At 62.4% G+C, this 15,023-nt stretch carries 16 protein-coding genes; 7 read left to right on the top strand and 9 right to left on the bottom strand.

Annotated features, from left to right (window positions below; genetic code table 11):
- Nucleotides 1-15: 15 nt before the first annotated feature.
- Together NKJ80_RS20380 and NKJ80_RS20375 are read right to left on the bottom strand one after the other, a co-directional pair.
- Nucleotides 16-972, bottom strand: a complete 957-nt coding sequence (locus tag NKJ80_RS20380; RefSeq protein ID WP_352498196.1) for an alpha/beta fold hydrolase — start codon at nucleotides 970-972, stop codon at nucleotides 16-18.
- 114 nt (nucleotides 973-1,086) lie between these two features.
- Nucleotides 1,087-1,335, bottom strand: a complete 249-nt coding sequence (locus NKJ80_RS20375) for a ParB N-terminal domain-containing protein (protein ID WP_023669061.1) — start codon at nucleotides 1,333-1,335, stop codon at nucleotides 1,087-1,089.
- Between the two features lie 169 nt (nucleotides 1,336-1,504).
- Here NKJ80_RS20375 and NKJ80_RS20370 point away from each other — a divergent pair, with 169 nt between their 5' ends.
- From NKJ80_RS20370 to NKJ80_RS20350, 5 genes are all read left to right on the top strand, one after another.
- A complete protein-coding gene (locus NKJ80_RS20370; protein WP_027049503.1) occupies nucleotides 1,505-3,136 on the top strand; it encodes a N,N-dimethylformamidase beta subunit family domain-containing protein in 1,632 nt (543 codons plus the stop codon).
- A 1-nt stretch (nucleotide 3,137) separates the two neighbouring features.
- Nucleotides 3,138-4,511, top strand: a complete 1,374-nt coding sequence (locus NKJ80_RS20365; RefSeq protein WP_023684915.1) for an aminotransferase family protein — start codon at nucleotides 3,138-3,140, stop codon at nucleotides 4,509-4,511.
- A 10-nt stretch (nucleotides 4,512-4,521) separates the two neighbouring features.
- Entirely contained in the window at nucleotides 4,522-5,451 is a 930-nt protein-coding gene (gene kce, locus NKJ80_RS20360; protein ID WP_023711469.1) for a 3,5-dioxohexanoate:acetyl-CoA acetone transferase, read from the top strand.
- A gap of 204 nt (nucleotides 5,452-5,655) precedes the next feature.
- Nucleotides 5,656-6,159: a GNAT family N-acetyltransferase gene (locus tag NKJ80_RS20355; protein ID WP_027049504.1), complete on the top strand. Its 504-nt coding sequence runs from the start codon at nucleotides 5,656-5,658 to the stop codon at nucleotides 6,157-6,159.
- Complete coding sequence (locus NKJ80_RS20350; RefSeq protein ID WP_352498195.1) at nucleotides 6,156-7,184, top strand: histone deacetylase family protein; 1,029 nt, start codon at nucleotides 6,156-6,158, stop codon at nucleotides 7,182-7,184. The genes NKJ80_RS20355 and NKJ80_RS20350 overlap by 4 nt, the downstream gene beginning before the upstream one ends.
- Nucleotides 7,185-7,188: 4 nt before the next feature.
- On the opposite strand, the gene NKJ80_RS20345 is transcribed toward NKJ80_RS20350, so the two are convergent.
- The 3 genes from NKJ80_RS20345 to NKJ80_RS20335 all read right to left on the bottom strand — a co-directional run bounded on the left by NKJ80_RS20345 (nucleotide 7,189) and on the right by NKJ80_RS20335 (nucleotide 10,233).
- Entirely contained in the window at nucleotides 7,189-8,451 is a 1,263-nt protein-coding gene (locus tag NKJ80_RS20345; protein ID WP_352498194.1) for a cysteine desulfurase-like protein, read from the bottom strand.
- A gap of 52 nt (nucleotides 8,452-8,503) precedes the next feature.
- Nucleotides 8,504-9,571, bottom strand: coding sequence for an aldo/keto reductase (locus NKJ80_RS20340; protein ID WP_352498193.1), 1,068 nt, complete (start codon nucleotides 9,569-9,571; stop codon nucleotides 8,504-8,506).
- 119 nt (nucleotides 9,572-9,690) lie between these two features.
- Nucleotides 9,691-10,233, bottom strand: a complete 543-nt coding sequence (locus NKJ80_RS20335; protein WP_023706484.1) for a hypothetical protein — start codon at nucleotides 10,231-10,233, stop codon at nucleotides 9,691-9,693.
- A gap of 330 nt (nucleotides 10,234-10,563) precedes the next feature.
- Between NKJ80_RS20335 and NKJ80_RS20330 the strand changes: the two genes are divergently transcribed.
- Nucleotides 10,564-10,728, top strand: a complete 165-nt coding sequence (locus tag NKJ80_RS20330; protein ID WP_023690170.1) for a hypothetical protein — start codon at nucleotides 10,564-10,566, stop codon at nucleotides 10,726-10,728.
- Between the two features lie 75 nt (nucleotides 10,729-10,803).
- Here the strand turns inward: NKJ80_RS20330 and NKJ80_RS20325 are convergent, their stop codons facing one another.
- A complete protein-coding gene (locus NKJ80_RS20325) occupies nucleotides 10,804-11,310 on the bottom strand; it encodes a DUF1993 domain-containing protein (protein ID WP_023690171.1) in 507 nt (168 codons plus the stop codon).
- Nucleotides 11,311-11,434: 124 nt separating this feature from the next.
- Here NKJ80_RS20325 and NKJ80_RS20320 point away from each other — a divergent pair, with 124 nt between their 5' ends.
- A complete protein-coding gene (locus tag NKJ80_RS20320; protein ID WP_352498192.1) occupies nucleotides 11,435-12,493 on the top strand; it encodes a DUF1176 domain-containing protein in 1,059 nt (352 codons plus the stop codon).
- An 8-nt stretch (nucleotides 12,494-12,501) separates the two neighbouring features.
- Here the strand turns inward: NKJ80_RS20320 and NKJ80_RS20315 are convergent, their stop codons facing one another.
- The 3 genes from NKJ80_RS20315 to NKJ80_RS20305 form a co-directional block, all read right to left on the bottom strand.
- Nucleotides 12,502-13,734, bottom strand: a complete 1,233-nt coding sequence (locus NKJ80_RS20315; RefSeq protein WP_352498191.1) for an epoxide hydrolase family protein — start codon at nucleotides 13,732-13,734, stop codon at nucleotides 12,502-12,504.
- A 74-nt stretch (nucleotides 13,735-13,808) separates the two neighbouring features.
- The gene (locus NKJ80_RS20310; protein ID WP_352498190.1) at nucleotides 13,809-14,684 is read right to left on the bottom strand and encodes an alpha/beta hydrolase family protein; all 876 of its coding nucleotides are present in this window, start codon (nucleotides 14,682-14,684) and stop codon (nucleotides 13,809-13,811) included.
- Nucleotides 14,681-14,851, bottom strand: a complete 171-nt coding sequence (locus NKJ80_RS20305) for a hypothetical protein (protein ID WP_352498189.1) — start codon at nucleotides 14,849-14,851, stop codon at nucleotides 14,681-14,683. Before NKJ80_RS20305 ends, NKJ80_RS20310 begins: the two co-directional genes overlap by 4 nt.
- Nucleotides 14,852-15,023 lie beyond the last annotated feature (172 nt).

Genomic DNA, 15,023 nt, shown 5'->3' with positions numbered 1-15,023 from the left:
TGTATCTCAGGCAAGCTATTTCGTTTCGCTGAGGACTTCGTCCCAGGTCTTCACCTTGGTTTCGCCATTGAGGAAGGGCAGTGCCGCGGCCGTCAGCTCCGGTGCGAAGAAGACGTCGTAGTGGGTGCGATTGGGAATGATGGCCAGCCGGTTCTGCGACAGGTTCTCACGCATCCAGCCGGCATCCTTCAGCCCGCCGCCGATCATCTGGTAGAACCTGATCTCGTGCTCGGGCTTGTACATGTCGCTGTCGCCATAGGCCAGCATAACTGGCACCTTCAGCTTCGCCACATCGGCGGAATAGTCGTAATCCTTGCGCATGAAATTGCCCAGCGCGTCGAGCAGTTTGGGGAAATCGTCGGGACGTGGGGCGACGGCGACGTAGGATTTGTACATCGGCGTGTCCTTCATGAAATCGGCGGCGGCCGCGCTCACCTGCGCCTGCTGGCCGCGCATCTCGTCATAGAAGCCATTGGCGGCGAAGCCGGTCGAGACCAGGACCAGCCGGCGCACCGTCTCGGGATGCTGAACGGCCATGCGGAAGGCGACGCCGCCGCCCAGCGAATAGCCAAGCACGTCGACCTTGTCATAGCCGAGCGCCTTGACGATACCAGCCATGTCGTCGCCCATCCCCTCCAGGCTGAAGGGTCGCTCGCCGAGCGCGGTGCGGCCATGGCCCTGCAGGTCGACGGCAATGATGGTGCGGTTTTCCGCCAGCTTCGGCAGCAGCGGCGCGAACATGTCCGACGTGCCAAGGCCGCCATGCAGCAGAAGCAGCGGTTCGCCCTTGCCATAGACGGCATAGTAGTAATTCAGGCCGTCGATCGGCAGCAAGCCGGACTTTTCCGGCCTCGGCATGGCTGTTGCCTCGGTGGTCATGGCGGGCTTGGTCTCCTCTGCATTGGCTGGGCCGGGCGCTGCAAACAAGGCAGCGACCGAGGCAAGAATGGCGAAATAGATTCGTCTGGACATGTCGGTCTCCTCAGGTTCCCCCCAAGGACGAGCGAGCACGCCGCGTGCCGACATGCCCTGCGAAAAATCCGCGGAAGAATGACCGGTTTGGCTGTTGTCGATCGGTCGCGCGCCTCAGTGGCGCTTGGCCTGCACCAGATAGGCGTCGATCTCGGTCTCGCCGAGCCATTTGGCGGCTTCCAGCCGGTGCAGGCCCTCGACCAGGATGTGGCGCTTGCCGTCATGGCGAACCTGGATCGGCGTCTTCATGCCGTTTTCCAGTATGTCTTCGGCCAGATGCCGGACCGTTTCGGGATGCAGCGTCTTCTTGCGCGCCGTCGGCACGTAGATTTCGTCGACCTTGACCTTCTGCACTCTCAGCATACCGGCTCCCGAGGCGGAAAATGCCGCCTCGCCTGAGATAGTCGGTTTGCCAGGTGCGGCCAAGAGCGGCCAAGCAATTGTGTCGTATGCAATTGCTGGCCCGATCGTTTCCATTTGACGCTTGGCCGGCAGATGGCCGAAATGGCGGCCTGTCACTTTTCCGGTGTTCATGACCCAACTGCCGACCGAATTTCCCGATTTCGGACTGACGCCCGAGCAGCGCCGCGAGGCAGTGCGCGGCCATTACTATGAATGGCCGGGAATGGACGGCGAGCGGGGCGAGATCTGGTGCTATTCTGATCGATTTTCCTACCGCGCCGGCGAGACCGTGACGCTGCATGTCAGCTCGACGGCGCCGCGCTTCAGCATTGTCATTGTCCGCGACGGCGGCAGCGAGACAAAGGTCTTCGAGCAAACGGGGCTTTCGGCGCGCTGGCAGGATACGCCCGACCAGTGCTCGGTCGAAGGCTGCGGCTGGGAGGCGTCTTTCGAATTTCGCATCGGCAAGGATTGGCCATCCGGCGCCTATCGGCTGACGCTGACGGCGGACGGGCGCGAGCCCATCCATTGCCATCACCTCATCATCGTCGCGCCCCTGCCCGGCAGAAAACCCGGTCGCGTGCTGCAGGTGGCGGCGACCGGCACCTGGCTGTCCTACAACACATGGGGCGGCTCCAACGCCTATCAAGGCATCACCGGCCCGGGCCGCGACCAGTATGCGCGCATGGTGTCGACGCAGCGGCCTTGGTGCCGTGGCTTCGTGGTGTTGCCCAAGGACGCGCCGCGCGTGCCGCTGGAGGTTGCCGTGCCGCCGAAAACAGTGCCGCGCTATCCGCACATGGAATGGGCGTACGCCACGGGACATTCGAAGAAATACACCTCCTCCGGCTGGGCGAGCTATGACAGCCACTTCTTCCGCTTTGCCGAGCGCGCCGGCTACGGCGTCGATCTCGCCAGCCAGCACGATTTGCACTTCTCGCCCGAGATCCTCGACGGCTACGACTGCGTCGTCTTCGTCGGCCATGACGAGTACTGGACCTGGGAAATGCGGGACGCCGTCGACAGCTACGTCGAGCGCGGCGGTCATGCGGCTCGCTTTGCCGGCAATTTCATGTGGCAGACCAGGCTCGAGGACGAAGGCCGCCGGCAGGTCTGCTACAAATACCGGGCGCGGGCCGAAGACCCGGCCTATAGCGGCGACGTCACCCGGGCCACCAACTCCTGGGAAGCGCCTGAGATCGGTCGTCCCGGCGCAATGACCTTCGGCCTCAACGCGACGCGCGGCGTCTATGCCGGCTGGGGCGGATGCGCACCGCGCGGCGTGCGCGGCTTTCCGGTCTATCGGCCCGAGCACTGGGCCTTCGCCGGCACCGGCATCTATTATGGCGACCTGCTCGGCGCCGACAGCCATGTCTATGGCTATGAGGTCGACGGGCTCGATTTCGAGATCCGCGGCGGCCTGCCCTATCCGACACCGGACAGCGGTGCGCCTGACGGGCTGCAGGTGCTGGCCGTCGGCATGGCGAGCCAGGTCGAGGAAAGCGCCGATATCCCGATCGAGGACCAGTTTCTCACCGACGAGGATGGCCGCTTTACGGCCGAAACGCTGTTTGGCGAGGCGACCGACGCCAATCTGGAAAAGGTCAAACGCGGCAACGGCATGATCGTCAATTTTCCGCGCGGCAAGGGCGAGGTTTTCCACGCCGGAAGCTGCGAATGGGTCGCCGGCCTGCTCAGGCAGGATCCCATGGTCGAGCGCGTGACCAGGAATGTAATCGATCGCTACCTCGGAAAGTCCTGACATGCAGAAGCCCTCATCAACTGGTTCAGAAACGCGCGCGCCCTCGCACCTGTTCTACCTCTCCAGCCTGCGCCGGCCGCTGATCGACCGCGCCGAAGGCATTTATATGTGGACGCAGGACGGCCGCCGCTTCATCGACGGATCGAGCGGACCGATGGTCGCCAATATCGGCCATTCCAACCGCAACGTGCTCGACGCCATGAAGCGGCAGATGGACCGCGCCACCTTCGCCTACCGGCTGCATTTCGAGAACGAGCAGGCGGAAGAACTGGCGCGGGAGCTCGCCGGCAAACTGCCGGAGGGCATGGACCGAATCTTCTTCGTCTCCGGCGGTTCGGAGGCGACGGAATCCTGCATCAAGCTGGCGCGGCAATGGGCGGTCGCGACCGGCCAGCCGAAGCGCTGGAAGGTTATCACGCGTTTTCCCTCCTATCATGGCGGCACGCTGGGTTCGCTTTCGATAACCGGCGACGATGCGCTGGCCGAAACGTTCACACCGATGATGCGGGTGATGCCGACCGTGCCGGCGCCGACGGCATGGCGCGACCGCGACAATCTTTCGATGGAGCAGCGCGGCGTCCGTTATGCCGACATGCTGGAGGAGAAGATCCAGGCCGAGGGCCCGGACAGCGTGCTCGCCTTCATCATGGAGCCGATCGGCGGTGCGGCGACTTCGGCCCTCGTCGCACCGGACAGCTATTATCCGCGTATACGCGAGATCTGCGACCGCTACGGCATCCTGCTCATCCATGATGAAGTGATGAGCGGCGCCGGCCGCACCGGAAAATTCCTTGGCGGCGACCATTGGAACTGCAAGCCCGACATCGTCGCGCTGTCGAAGGGGCTTGGCTCCGGCTATGCGCCGCTCGGCGCGCTGGCCGCCCCGATGCGGCTGGTCGAGCCGCTGCTGGCGTCGGGCGGCTTCCAGCATGGCCACACCTATGCTGGCAATCCGCTCGCCTGCGCGGCCGGGCTCGCCGTGCTCGGCGAGATGGACCGCCTCGACCTGATCGCCAATGCCGCCGCGATGGGCGACGTGCTGATGGACGGGCTGAAAGGGCTGGCGAAGCGTTTTCCGTTCATCGCCGATGTCCGAGGCAAAGGCCTGCTCACCGGCGCCGAGATGGTTGCCGATCCCGAAACTCTACGGCCGATCGAACAGGGCAAGAAAGCCACGCAGCGCCTGCTCGACCTCGCCTACGAGCGCGGGCTGATCATCTACGGCCGCAGGGTCAAGGGCGGTGTCGACAGCGACAATTTCATGGTGGCGCCGCCGATGATCGTCACGGCTGAAGAGGTCGGCGAGATCATTTCCATCATCGGCGATTCGCTGGAAGTTCTGGCCGCCGAACTCGACCTGCCGGTCGAAGGCTGAGGGCTAAAGAATGGCGCCGAGGAAAGTCATCATCACCTGCGCGGTCACTGGCTCGGTGCACACCCCGTCCATGTCGCCCTATCTGCCGGTGACGCCGGACCAGATCGCGACCGACGCCATCGCGGCGGCCGAGGCTGGCGCCTCAATCCTGCATCTCCACGCCCGCGATCCCAAAGACGGCCGGCCGACCGCCGATCCTGAGGTGTTCATGCAGTTCCTGCCGCGCATCAAGCAAGCGACCGATGCGGTGATCAACATCACCACCGGCGGTTCGTCGCTGATGACGCTCGACCAGCGGCTGGCGGCACCACTGCGGGCCGAGCCGGAAATGTGCTCGCTCAACATGGGCTCGATGAATTTCGCGCTGTTCCCGATGCTCGACAAGCCAAGGGAGTGGCAGCACGAGTGGGAACCAAAGCTGCTCGAAGCCACGCGCGACACCATCTTCAAGAACACCTTTGCCGATATGGAAGGCGTGCTCGAAAAGCTCGGCAAGGGCTGCGGCACGCGCTTTGAGTTCGAATGCTACGATGTCGGCCATCTCTATTCGCTGGCGCATTTTCGCGACCGTGGGCTGGTCTCGGGGCCGCTGTTCATCCAGTTCGTGCTCGGCATTCTCGGCGGCATCGGCGCCGATCCCGACAATCTCATCCATATGAAGCGCATCGCCGACAAGCTGTTCGGCGACAGCTACCAGTTCTCGGTGCTCGCCGCCGGCCGCCATCAGATGCCCCTGATCTCGATCGCGGCGGCGATGGGCGGCAATGTCCGCGTCGGGCTGGAGGACAGTCTCTACGATGGACGGCAATTGGCGAAATCCAATGCCGATCAGGTGCGCAGGATACGCGCCATTCTCGACGGGTTGTCGCTGGAAGTCGCAACGCCGACCGAGGCGCGCGAGATGCTGGCGCTGAAGGGTGGCGATAGGGTGGCGTTTTGAGATGATTGAGATGGCGGCGCTCAGTCGCACCCCTCTCTGTCCTGCCGTACATCTCCCCCTCAAGGGGGGAGATCAGCAGTTTCTGCGCTGCCGTCCATCCTGCAACGTTGGAAGTTTGCGAAGGCCGTGGCGACGTCCAATCTCCCCCCTTAAGGGGGAGATGTCCGGCAGGACAGAGGGGGGTGCCTGGGCGCCTTGCCTATCGTGAGTACAGTCACCCTCCGCCCCGGCACCATCGACGACGTCGACACCATCCATGCCGCGCTGCTCAAGCTCGGCACCCATATCGGCGCGCATCAGGAGATCACGTCCACTGCCGACGATCTCCGCCGCTACGGCTTTGGCGACAAACCCGCCTTCTCCACCCTGATCGCCCAGATCGGCGGCGATTTTGCGGGGCTCTGCCTGCATTTCCCGATCTTCTCGACATGGATGGGGCGGCCCGGCGTCTATATCCAGGACCTCTATGTCGAGGACCGGTTTCGCGGCCGCAAGATCGGCGAAAGACTGCTGCGCCGGGTCGCGCGCGACTGCCGCCGGGATGGCGGCGCCTATCTCAGGCTGTCCGTCGATACCGATAATGACGGCGCCAAGGCTTTTTATGAGCGGCTGGGTATCGCCTGGTCGAGCTACGAGCAGACGCAGAAGATCGTCGGTGATGCCTTTTTCGCCTTTGCCGATGCAGCGCAGAATGGGGACGCGGAATGAAAGCCTTCTTTGCCGAGGAGCAGAAACGCCACGACCCGAAGGCCTTTCTGTCCAGCGGTGCGCCGCAGCCCAATCCCGAACAGCCGGAGCGGGTAGAGCGATTGTTAGCCGGCGCAAAATCCGCCGGATTGATGATCGAGCGGCCCAGGGAACATGGCCTAGGCCCGGTGGCGGCCGTGCATACGCCGGAGTATCTCGCCTTCCTCGAACACATTTTTGCGCGCTGGCAGCGCATCGAGGGCGCATCCGCGGAAGTCATCCCCAACATCCATCCACTGGCCCGCACAGGGTCCTATCCGGCCTCGGCGGTCGGCCAGGCCGGCTACCACATGGCCGACACCGCTTGCCCGATCTCGGCCGAAACCTGGCACAGCGCGCTGTGGAGCGCCTGGAGTGCAGTCGAGGCAGCCGAAGCGGTGATATCGGGCGCGCCTGCCGCTTATGCGCTCTGCCGGCCGCCCGGCCATCATGCCTTTGCCGATGTCGCCGGCGGCTTCTGCTTCATCAACAATTCAGCGGTCGCGGCCCAGGTGTTGCGCAAGCAGGCAGCGCGGGTGGTGATCCTCGATGTCGACCTGCATCACGGCAACGGCACGCAAGGCATCTTTTATACGCGTTCCGACGTCCTGACGGTGTCGCTGCACGCCGATCCGGTGCGCTTCTATCCGTTCTTCTGGGGCCATGCCGATGAGCGCGGCGAAGGTCCGGGCCTCGGCTATAATTTCAACCTGCCATTGCCGCGCAAATCAGCCGACGCGGCGTTTCTGGAGGCCCTCGAAGTGGCGTTCCAGCGTATCCGCGCCTTTTCGCCGGACGCGCTGGTCGTGGCGCTCGGTCTCGATGCGTTCGAGGGCGATCCGTTCGGCGGGCTTTCGGTGACCACGCCCGGTTTCTCGCGGATCGGCGAGGCAATTGCCAAGCTTGGCCTGCCGACGGTTATCGTCCAGGAAGGCGGCTATCTCTGCGACGCGCTCGGCGACAATCTCACGGCGTTCCTCACCGGTTTCGGCGGCAAACAGCGATAGCTGACTAGCGCTGCTGCCTCAGCATGGCGATCACCCGGTGCACGCTTTCCAACGTCTCGTCGATCTCTGCCGCCGTGTTGTAGTGCGCAATACCGATGCGCACGACTCCCTGCTCGGCCGGAATGCCGAGATGGTGGACGATCTCCCAGGCGTAGTTGTGACCCGACCATAGAAAAATGTTCTCGGCATTCATCTGCCGCACGATCGTCTCTGGCACGATGCCGTCGACGGTGAAGGACACGGTCGGCACGCGCTCAATGACACGCTTCTGATCTGTGATGCCGCGGATGGTCAGGCCCTCAATGGCGGACAGCCCATCGATCAGCCTCAGCGCCAGCGGGTTTTCGTAGGCGATCGACACTTCGTATGCCTTTGCGATCTTTTGCCTTCGCGAACCGCCCTCGCCGGCCGCGGCACCGAGTTCGGCGAAGTAATCGACCGCTGCGGTAAGTCCGGCCATCAGTTCGATCTGCGGCGTACCGAGTTCGAAGCGCTCCGGCAGGCCATTGGAAGAGCAACGGCATTTGTAGGGTTGCAGCGCATCGATGATGTCGCGGCGTCCCCACAATATGCCCATATGCGGGCCGAAGAATTTGTAGGCCGAGCAGATCAGGAAGTCGCAGCCGAGGTCCTGCACGTCGACCAGCCCATGCGGCGCGAACTGCACGGCGTCGACATAGACCACCGCGCCGGCCTGTTTGGCGATGGCCGTCAGCGCTTTCACCCGATTGATCGAGCCGGTGAGGTTCGAGGCATAGTTCAGCGCCACGAGCCGAGTCTTGTCGGTGAGCAGGGCGCTGAGCGCCGCCTCCTCGACCTGCCAGCTCTTTTCGTCGAAGGGCAGGAAGCGCACGACGAGGCCAAGATCTTCGGCCAGCTGCAGCCAGGGCGAGACGTTGCCCTCATGATCCATGCGGGTGACGATGATCTCGTCGCCCGGCTTGAAGCCGCGGCCGAGCGTGCGCGACATGTGATAGGTCAGCGTCGTCATGTTGGCGCCGATGATTATTTCCTCCGCGCTCGCTGCACCCAGGAAATCGGCCATCGCCGCATGGGCGTCGTCGAACACCTTTTGCGCGGCACGCGTGGTTTCGAAATAGCCGCCGAGATTGGCGTTGGTGGTGAGGAGGCAGCGCGCCACCGCGTCGGCAACCGCTTGCGGCACCTGGGTGCCGGCCGGATTGTCGAGATAGATGCGCCGGCGGCCCTTGTCGGTCAGGTCCAGCGCCGGAAATTTTCCCCTGACGGTCTCGATCGGAAAATCCATGGCTGTCCCCTTCCCCTTGTCTTTGCTCGGCAATCCCGGCCAAACAGTCTGCTTATGGGCACGGATTGCCGACGCGCTGGTGGATCGCATCCACGCCCTTCTGCATCTCGTCGGTCCAGGTCACGTCGGCTGACGACAGCGCCATCTCAAGCTGGGCAATCGTCGTCGCGCCGATGATGCTGGAGGTGACGAACGGCCGGCTGGCGACATAGGCGTTGGCAAACAGCGCAGGTTCAAGGCCGAAGGAGCGCGCCAGTTCGTTGTATGCCAGCTGCGCTTCCGCGGAATTCGGCGTCTCGTAGCGCTGGCCGCGGTTGAACAGCTGCGAGCGCGAGCCTTGCGGTCGCGCGCCATGGTCGTATTTGCCGGTGAGATAGCCTTGCGCCAGCGGCGAATAGGCGAGAAAGCCAACCTCTTCGCGGTCGCAGACTTCGGCCAGGTTCACCTCAAAGGTGCGGTTGACCAGATTGTAGGCGTTCTGCAGCGAAACGATGCGCGGGCCGACGCCCTTGTCGGCCTCGGCAATGAAGCGCATGACGCCCCAGGAGTTCTCGTTCGACAGGCCGAGATGGCGGATCTTTCCCGCCTTCACCAGCTCCTCGAAGACGGCGAGTGTCTCGGCGATCGGCGTCTCGCCGGCCGGCGCGCCAACGGCGTCGGCACGGCGCGGCACAGCACCCACGCGGGTCGGATTGGCGCCCCAGGGAATGTCACGTTCCGGCCAATGGATCTGATAGAGATCAAGATAGTCGGTGCCGAGCTTGGCCAGCGATTTGTCGATGGCGTCAAAGATGTCGGCGCGCACCAGCTTCGACGGACGGCCGCCGCGGAACCAGCTGTTGGCGGTGCGGCCGACCACTTTCGAGGCCAGGATGACCTTGTCGCGGTTGCCGTTGGCCTTCATCCAGCTGCCGATGAACTTCTCCGTCCGTCCTTGAGTCTCCTCTTTGGGCGGGATCGGGTAGAGCTCGGCGGTGTCGATGAAATTCACACCGCGCTCAAAGGCCAGATCCATCTGCGCATGGCCTTCGGCCTCGGTGTTCTGCTCGCCCCAGGTCATCGACCCCAGGCAGATCTGGGTAACAAGAAGATCGGTCCGACCGAGACGGCGTTTGTGCATGGGGTTTCTCCGGCGGGAGGTTTGCGCGGACAGCGCGGGAAGGAAGCCGCATGTATAGGGAAAGCGGCGCCGCTCTCCAACCCTCAGGGAACCCGACTTTTGCGTGAACCCTGGAAAAGTCAGCGCCGGACGCCGGCCAGCGCGCGCCGCTTGGCCTCATCGATCAGCATATTGGCCACCTGCATGCGGATCATGGCGCGCTGGCGCAGATGCGGCGCGACGCGGTCGGGGTGGTTGGCGAAGGCGAAGCTGCGGCGCATGCGGCCGAGATCGGCGTTCTTGACGGGATGATCGAGGCCGAGCTCGACGGCGATCGCGTCAGGGTCGATCGGCGGCAGCTTTTCCTCGGGCTTTGCCTCTTCGCCGGCCAGCGCCAGCTTGGCATGATCGAGAAGGGCCGCGAATTCTGCGGCCAGATCGGCTCCCGCCTCGCGGTATTCGGCGGCGAATGTTTCGCCCGAGACCTTGATGCGGCCGGAATGAAGCTCGTCGGCCACGGAGAGATAGTCGAACGGGATCGACGGCCGGGCGCTCGTCTCTTCCGCCGCCTCATCCTTGTCGGAGGCAACGAACAGATCGTCGAGCAAGGAAGCGAAATCCCGCTTGGCGCCGATGTCAGCCTCCCCCTCGTTTAAGCGTGCGAACAGAGCCGGTCGCAGCATAGAACCGGCTCGTTAAAAATGAATGCCGCTGATCTTAACCAGTTTAGGCGTTTGCGAGGTTTGGGCGGGCCCGGTTGGCGATGCGCAAGACCCAACAAAAAGCCGGACTGCATTTGCATGCAGTCCGGAAATTCGCCAGGAGTGGCGAGGAAAAGCCGGCCATGTGCCAGCGTCTATGCATACGGTGGGGATGCGCCACAAGTTTCAGCGCACGCGGCAATTGTGCCGAAAAAAAATCGCTTGGCATGGCTGCCATGCAAATGCTGCACTGCACAATCTTCACAATTTTCCTATACTCGGCGCCGTGGAGGATCAACAAGGGGCCGAATCATGGGATTCTTCACTGAAATGTTTGCCCGTCCGCGTCCGCAGGAGCATCAGCGTTATCGTTCCGCCCTGGCACTGCTGCACTCGATGAGCAATGCCGACCGCGCCGACATCGGCGTCAAGCCGGCCGATTTCCCACGCATCGCGCGCGAAATGTCACTGCGTTGAGTAAGCCTTGGCGCTGAACCAGCGTCATACGAGGTTTCCCGGCAGCGGCCGGGAAACCTCGCAACGCGCAATTCGTCAACGATTACCGAGATAGGCGCCCTTGGTCAGCGGCACGCCATTGTGGCGCAGGATGTCGTAGGCGGTGGTCACGTGGAAATAGAAGTTGGGCATGGCGACATGCAGCAGATACTGCATGCCTGGCATCGAGGCTTCGCGCTGGCCAAACTTCAGTTCGACCACCCTTTCATCCGAACCCTCGAATTCGGCGGCTGAGAATGACGCCAGCAGATCGAGCGTCTTGGTCAGGCGCGCCTGCAACTCGGCGAAGGTCGCTTCATTGTCTTCGTATTTCGGCACTTCGCGACGGGCCAGCCGTGATGGCGCGCCCTTGGCGTGGTCGGTGGCAACCTGCACCTGCCTGACCAGTGCGTACATGTCGGGCGCCAGCCTCGCGGTCAAAAACACCTGCGGGTCGATCTTGCGTTCAGTTGCATTCTGTTCGGCGGCCGACAGCACGCCGGACAGCGCCTTCAGCCTGGCCGAAAACACCGGCACCGAGGCTTCATACATCGATAGTGTCACGTCAAATCTCCATTGCGGCTGAAGCGCCGACCGCGGGACGTAGCGCCTTCCCGGGCGATTCTTCAAGCGTCACCACGTCGCCGCAATCTCTATGATAGGCTCCTTTCGTGGTGGAGATTCTCCGATGAGACGCGTCTTTCTGGCAGCGGCCGCCTTTTGCTCCCTTGCCGCATCCGGCCAGGCTGTGTTCGCCGACGATGAACCGGCAGCCGATGACCAAGCCCCTTACGTCGATGACAGGTCGGATGCCGCAGCCGTCATCCGCTCGCTCTACAGCGCCATCAACCGGCACGAATTCGCCCGCGCCTGGGCTTACTACGGCGATACCAAGCCGGCAAAGGATTTCGATACCTTCGTCAAGGGCTATGACGGCACCGGCAGGGTCGACGTCGAAACCGGTGCTGTTTCCGACGAGGGCGCAGCCGGCAGCATCTATTACAGCGTTCCGGTCGCCATCCGCGCCACCGACAAGAACGGCAATGAAGCGGTCTTCGCCGGCTGCTACACGCTGCGCCAGGTCAGCGCTCAGATCCAGGCCCCGCCATTCCGCCCGATCTTTATCGACAAGGGCGCGCTGAAGCCGTCCAAGGCCGATTTCGAGGAGGCGCTGCCGCCAAGCTGTGGTGACGGGCCGCCGCCGCCGAAGAAGGACACCGCACTCGAGCAGGTGAAGAAACTGTTCGCCGCCGATTATGGCGATCAGTGTGACAAGCAATTTCTCGGCGAGGAGCCGAACATCTTTTCGATCAAATACAAGGCAAAGGAAGCGGCTGCCAGCGATCCCGACAAGGAAACGCGGCTTTTCGAGTTCTACTGCCAAGCGGCAGCCTATAACGCAAGTTCGGTCTACTACATGACCGACGAAGTATCGGGCGTGCGGCAGTTGCAGTTCACCGAGCCCGAAATGGATATCCGTTACGAGAACAATGACAGCGACGGCAAACTGCTGGGCATGGATATCATCGGCTTCCGCACATCCGGCTGGGCGGCCAATTCCGAATATGACGAAGACGCCAAGACGCTGACCACGTTCAACAAATGGCGCGGCATCGGCGACGCCTCGGACAAGGGGATATACCTGTTCCGTAACGGCGATTTTTCCCTCGTCCAATATGATGTGGACGCGTCTTACGATGGCGAGGAGAACCCGCAGACGGTGGTCGACTACAACACCGCGCCGTAGGGATCTTATCAGGAACCGCCGCGCTCAAGCAGTCCTTCACATTCGCCTTCTCGTTTCAGGCGGGAACGCATCGGCCGGAAGAAGGCGCGAATGTCCTCGACCAGAAGACTCGGTTCCTCCAGCGCAGCGAAATGGCCCCCTCGCGGCATCGATGTCCATCGCTGAACGTCAAAGACCCGCGCCACCCAGGATCGAGGCGGCATCGGCAACTCGCGAGGGAAAAGCGCTACCCCAAATGGCGGCGAAACGCGTTCCAGCGTCTCGAACGCAAGAGGGAACAGTCGATTCTCCTTGTAGAGCCGCAAGGACGAGGTGAGCGCGTTGCTGAACCAATAGAGCGAAACATCCGTAAGGAGCGTGTCCATGCCGAAGGTGCGCTCCACGTCACCGTCGCAATCGCTCCAGCTACGGAACTTCTCGATCATCCAGGCTGCGAGACCGATCGGCGAGTCTGTCAGAGCATAAGCAAGCGTCTGAGGCTTTGTGCCCTGCAGATGGGCATAGGCGCCCTCCGTTGCCGTCCAGGCCGCGGCCTTTTCCAGAAAGGCCTGCTCCTCAACGGTGACAGGTGGCAGACCTGCACCCAAGGGTGGCCGATAGCTCCCGGGAATGTAATTGACGTGGACGCCAAGCACGCTTTCGGAATGGAGCCGTGCCATCCAGGCGGAAACGCCCGCGCCGATGTCACCTCCTTGGGAAGCGAAGCGGTCGTAGCCGAGCCCGCGCATCAACTGTACCCATAACTCCGCGATGCGGCCGGAATGGAAGCCTGGTTCCGTCGGCGCCTGGGAAAAGCCGAATCCGGGCAAGGAGGGAACTACCACGTGGAAAGCGTCGGCCGGGTCACCACCATGGGCAGCTGGGTCTGCCAGCAATGGAATGACGTGTTCCATTTCGATGAACGAGCCGGGCCAGCCATGCGTTATGATCAGCGGCAGCGGCGCCGGTCCGTTGCCTGGCTGGTGGACAAAGTGGACGTCTAGGTTGTTCAGCCTCGTCAGATACTGCGGCAGCCGGTTCAGCCGCGCCTCTTGCACTCTCCAGTCGAAGCGGTCTCGCCAGTAATCCGCAAGGCGCTTGATGAACGGCAGCTCGGCCCCATCGTTCCAGCCCGCTTCGCTTAGCGGAATTGGCCATCGTGTTGCGCTAAGCCGGCGCTGGAGATCTTCAAGTTGTTCGTTCGGAATTTGGATCTTGAAGGGGTGGGCGTCCATCGCTGTGCTTCCGATCTGTTGGATCATATCAGCCTACACCTAAGAGGATATCGGCCGAACCATGATCGCCAAAACCAACGGGCACCTCTGGGCGATATGCCTCAGGGCGCCTTGGACAGCATCCAGTTCAGCGTTTGGCGCCAGTCGACCATGCGGATCGGCGTGCCATGGGTGCCGGTCTCGAACCGGACGAACCGGGTCGGATAGGCTTTCGAGTTCGCAATGATGGAGCGGAAGAAGGCCTCCTGCTTCTCCACGGGAAAGACCGGGTCCTTGCTGCCCTGGCCGAAGAACACCGGCACATGGCGCCTGTAGGCCGGGCTCGACAGGAAACTGTCATCCCATAGCGAGCCGAGCAGCAGCAGCCCGTTGATGCGCCGTCCCGTATCGTTGCGGCCGGCCAGCTTCCAGCACAGCGCACCACCCATCGAGCCGCAGGCGACGAAGATTTTCGCGTCCGGCGAGGCCTCGGCATAGTGGCCGATCAGCGCCGCGACCTGGGCCGCGCCCTTGTCGCCGAAATCGGTGAAATCGGGTGAGAGATAGAGGCCGCCATTGCCGGCCATCAGGTTCTTGATGCGGTTGAAATTGCCGCCGAAGGTGAAGTCGTCGACGCCCTGCTTGCGGCTGCCGCCCTGCCCGTGCAGGTAAAGCACGATGATGCCGGCGCCTTCGGTCTTACCGACGGCGACATGCCTGACATCGCCGGCATCGGTTTTCAGCATCAAATCCCGCTGCACCTTGCGCACGCCGGTGTCGGTATACCTAGCCTGCACGCGCTTTTCCGGCACTTCGTCGCGGTCGTTGATGTCGCGCATCTCGCGATAGTCGATGACGGTGTAGGCGCCTTTGTCCGTGGACGAAAGCGTCGCCGGATAGGCGAAGAGGTCATCCTTGTAGGGTTTTAGTTCGTCTGCCCGTGCCGGGGCGATGGTTGAGAGACAGGCCACAAGAATGGCTAGAGTACGAACAATCATGGAGCCAATTCACCACGTATTTTTACAAAATCGTCTTCCGCCAATAACCCCAGCAACATCGTGTTCACCGACAGAACGATGAAGAGGAAGAGCAGAACACGGCCAATTCCGGTCGAAAAGAATTTCGAAATTTCTTCCCGGATCATTTGCGATTTTACCGTGCTCATGGCGCGAATAAAAATCCATCGGATGAAAAAGGCATTTTGTTCGCGTCTAAATTTTCCGATCTAAATCTTTTCCAAACACGCCTCGCCAACAGAATGGCCAAAGCCACCGTAACGAGCCACCAGACCGTTAACGACAGCCTGAAAAATGTGACTGCAGACGTTATCATCTCTC

The sequence above is a fragment of the Mesorhizobium sp. M0030 genome (assembly GCF_040323695.1).
Taxonomy (GTDB): domain Bacteria; phylum Pseudomonadota; class Alphaproteobacteria; order Rhizobiales; family Rhizobiaceae; genus Mesorhizobium.
The sequence above is the reverse complement of the archived record's forward strand: the minus strand, read 5'-3'. Positions and strand labels throughout refer to the sequence as shown.

Bases quoted from the DNA above. Each gene is read 5' to 3' on its own strand.
- NKJ80_RS20380 (WP_352498196.1), bottom strand. From the start codon at position 972: ATGTCCAGACGAATCTATTTCGCCATTCTTGCCTCGGTCGCTGCCTTG.
- NKJ80_RS20375 (WP_023669061.1), bottom strand. From the start codon at position 1,335: ATGCTGAGAGTGCAGAAGGTCAAGGTCGACGAAATCTACGTGCCGACG.
- NKJ80_RS20370 (WP_027049503.1), top strand. From the start codon at position 1,505: ATGACCCAACTGCCGACCGAATTTCCCGATTTCGGACTGACGCCCGAG.
- NKJ80_RS20365 (WP_023684915.1), top strand. From the start codon at position 3,138: ATGCAGAAGCCCTCATCAACTGGTTCAGAAACGCGCGCGCCCTCGCAC.
- kce (WP_023711469.1), top strand. From the start codon at position 4,522: ATGGCGCCGAGGAAAGTCATCATCACCTGCGCGGTCACTGGCTCGGTG.
- NKJ80_RS20350 (WP_352498195.1), top strand. From the start codon at position 6,156: ATGAAAGCCTTCTTTGCCGAGGAGCAGAAACGCCACGACCCGAAGGCC.
- NKJ80_RS20345 (WP_352498194.1), bottom strand. From the start codon at position 8,451: ATGGATTTTCCGATCGAGACCGTCAGGGGAAAATTTCCGGCGCTGGAC.
- NKJ80_RS20340 (WP_352498193.1), bottom strand. From the start codon at position 9,571: ATGCACAAACGCCGTCTCGGTCGGACCGATCTTCTTGTTACCCAGATC.
- NKJ80_RS20335 (WP_023706484.1), bottom strand. From the start codon at position 10,233: ATGCTGCGACCGGCTCTGTTCGCACGCTTAAACGAGGGGGAGGCTGAC.
- NKJ80_RS20330 (WP_023690170.1), top strand. From the start codon at position 10,564: ATGGGATTCTTCACTGAAATGTTTGCCCGTCCGCGTCCGCAGGAGCAT.
- NKJ80_RS20320 (WP_352498192.1), top strand. From the start codon at position 11,435: ATGAGACGCGTCTTTCTGGCAGCGGCCGCCTTTTGCTCCCTTGCCGCA.
- NKJ80_RS20315 (WP_352498191.1), bottom strand. From the start codon at position 13,734: ATGATCCAACAGATCGGAAGCACAGCGATGGACGCCCACCCCTTCAAG.
- NKJ80_RS20310 (WP_352498190.1), bottom strand. From the start codon at position 14,684: ATGATTGTTCGTACTCTAGCCATTCTTGTGGCCTGTCTCTCAACCATC.
- NKJ80_RS20305 (WP_352498189.1), bottom strand. From the start codon at position 14,851: ATGAGCACGGTAAAATCGCAAATGATCCGGGAAGAAATTTCGAAATTC.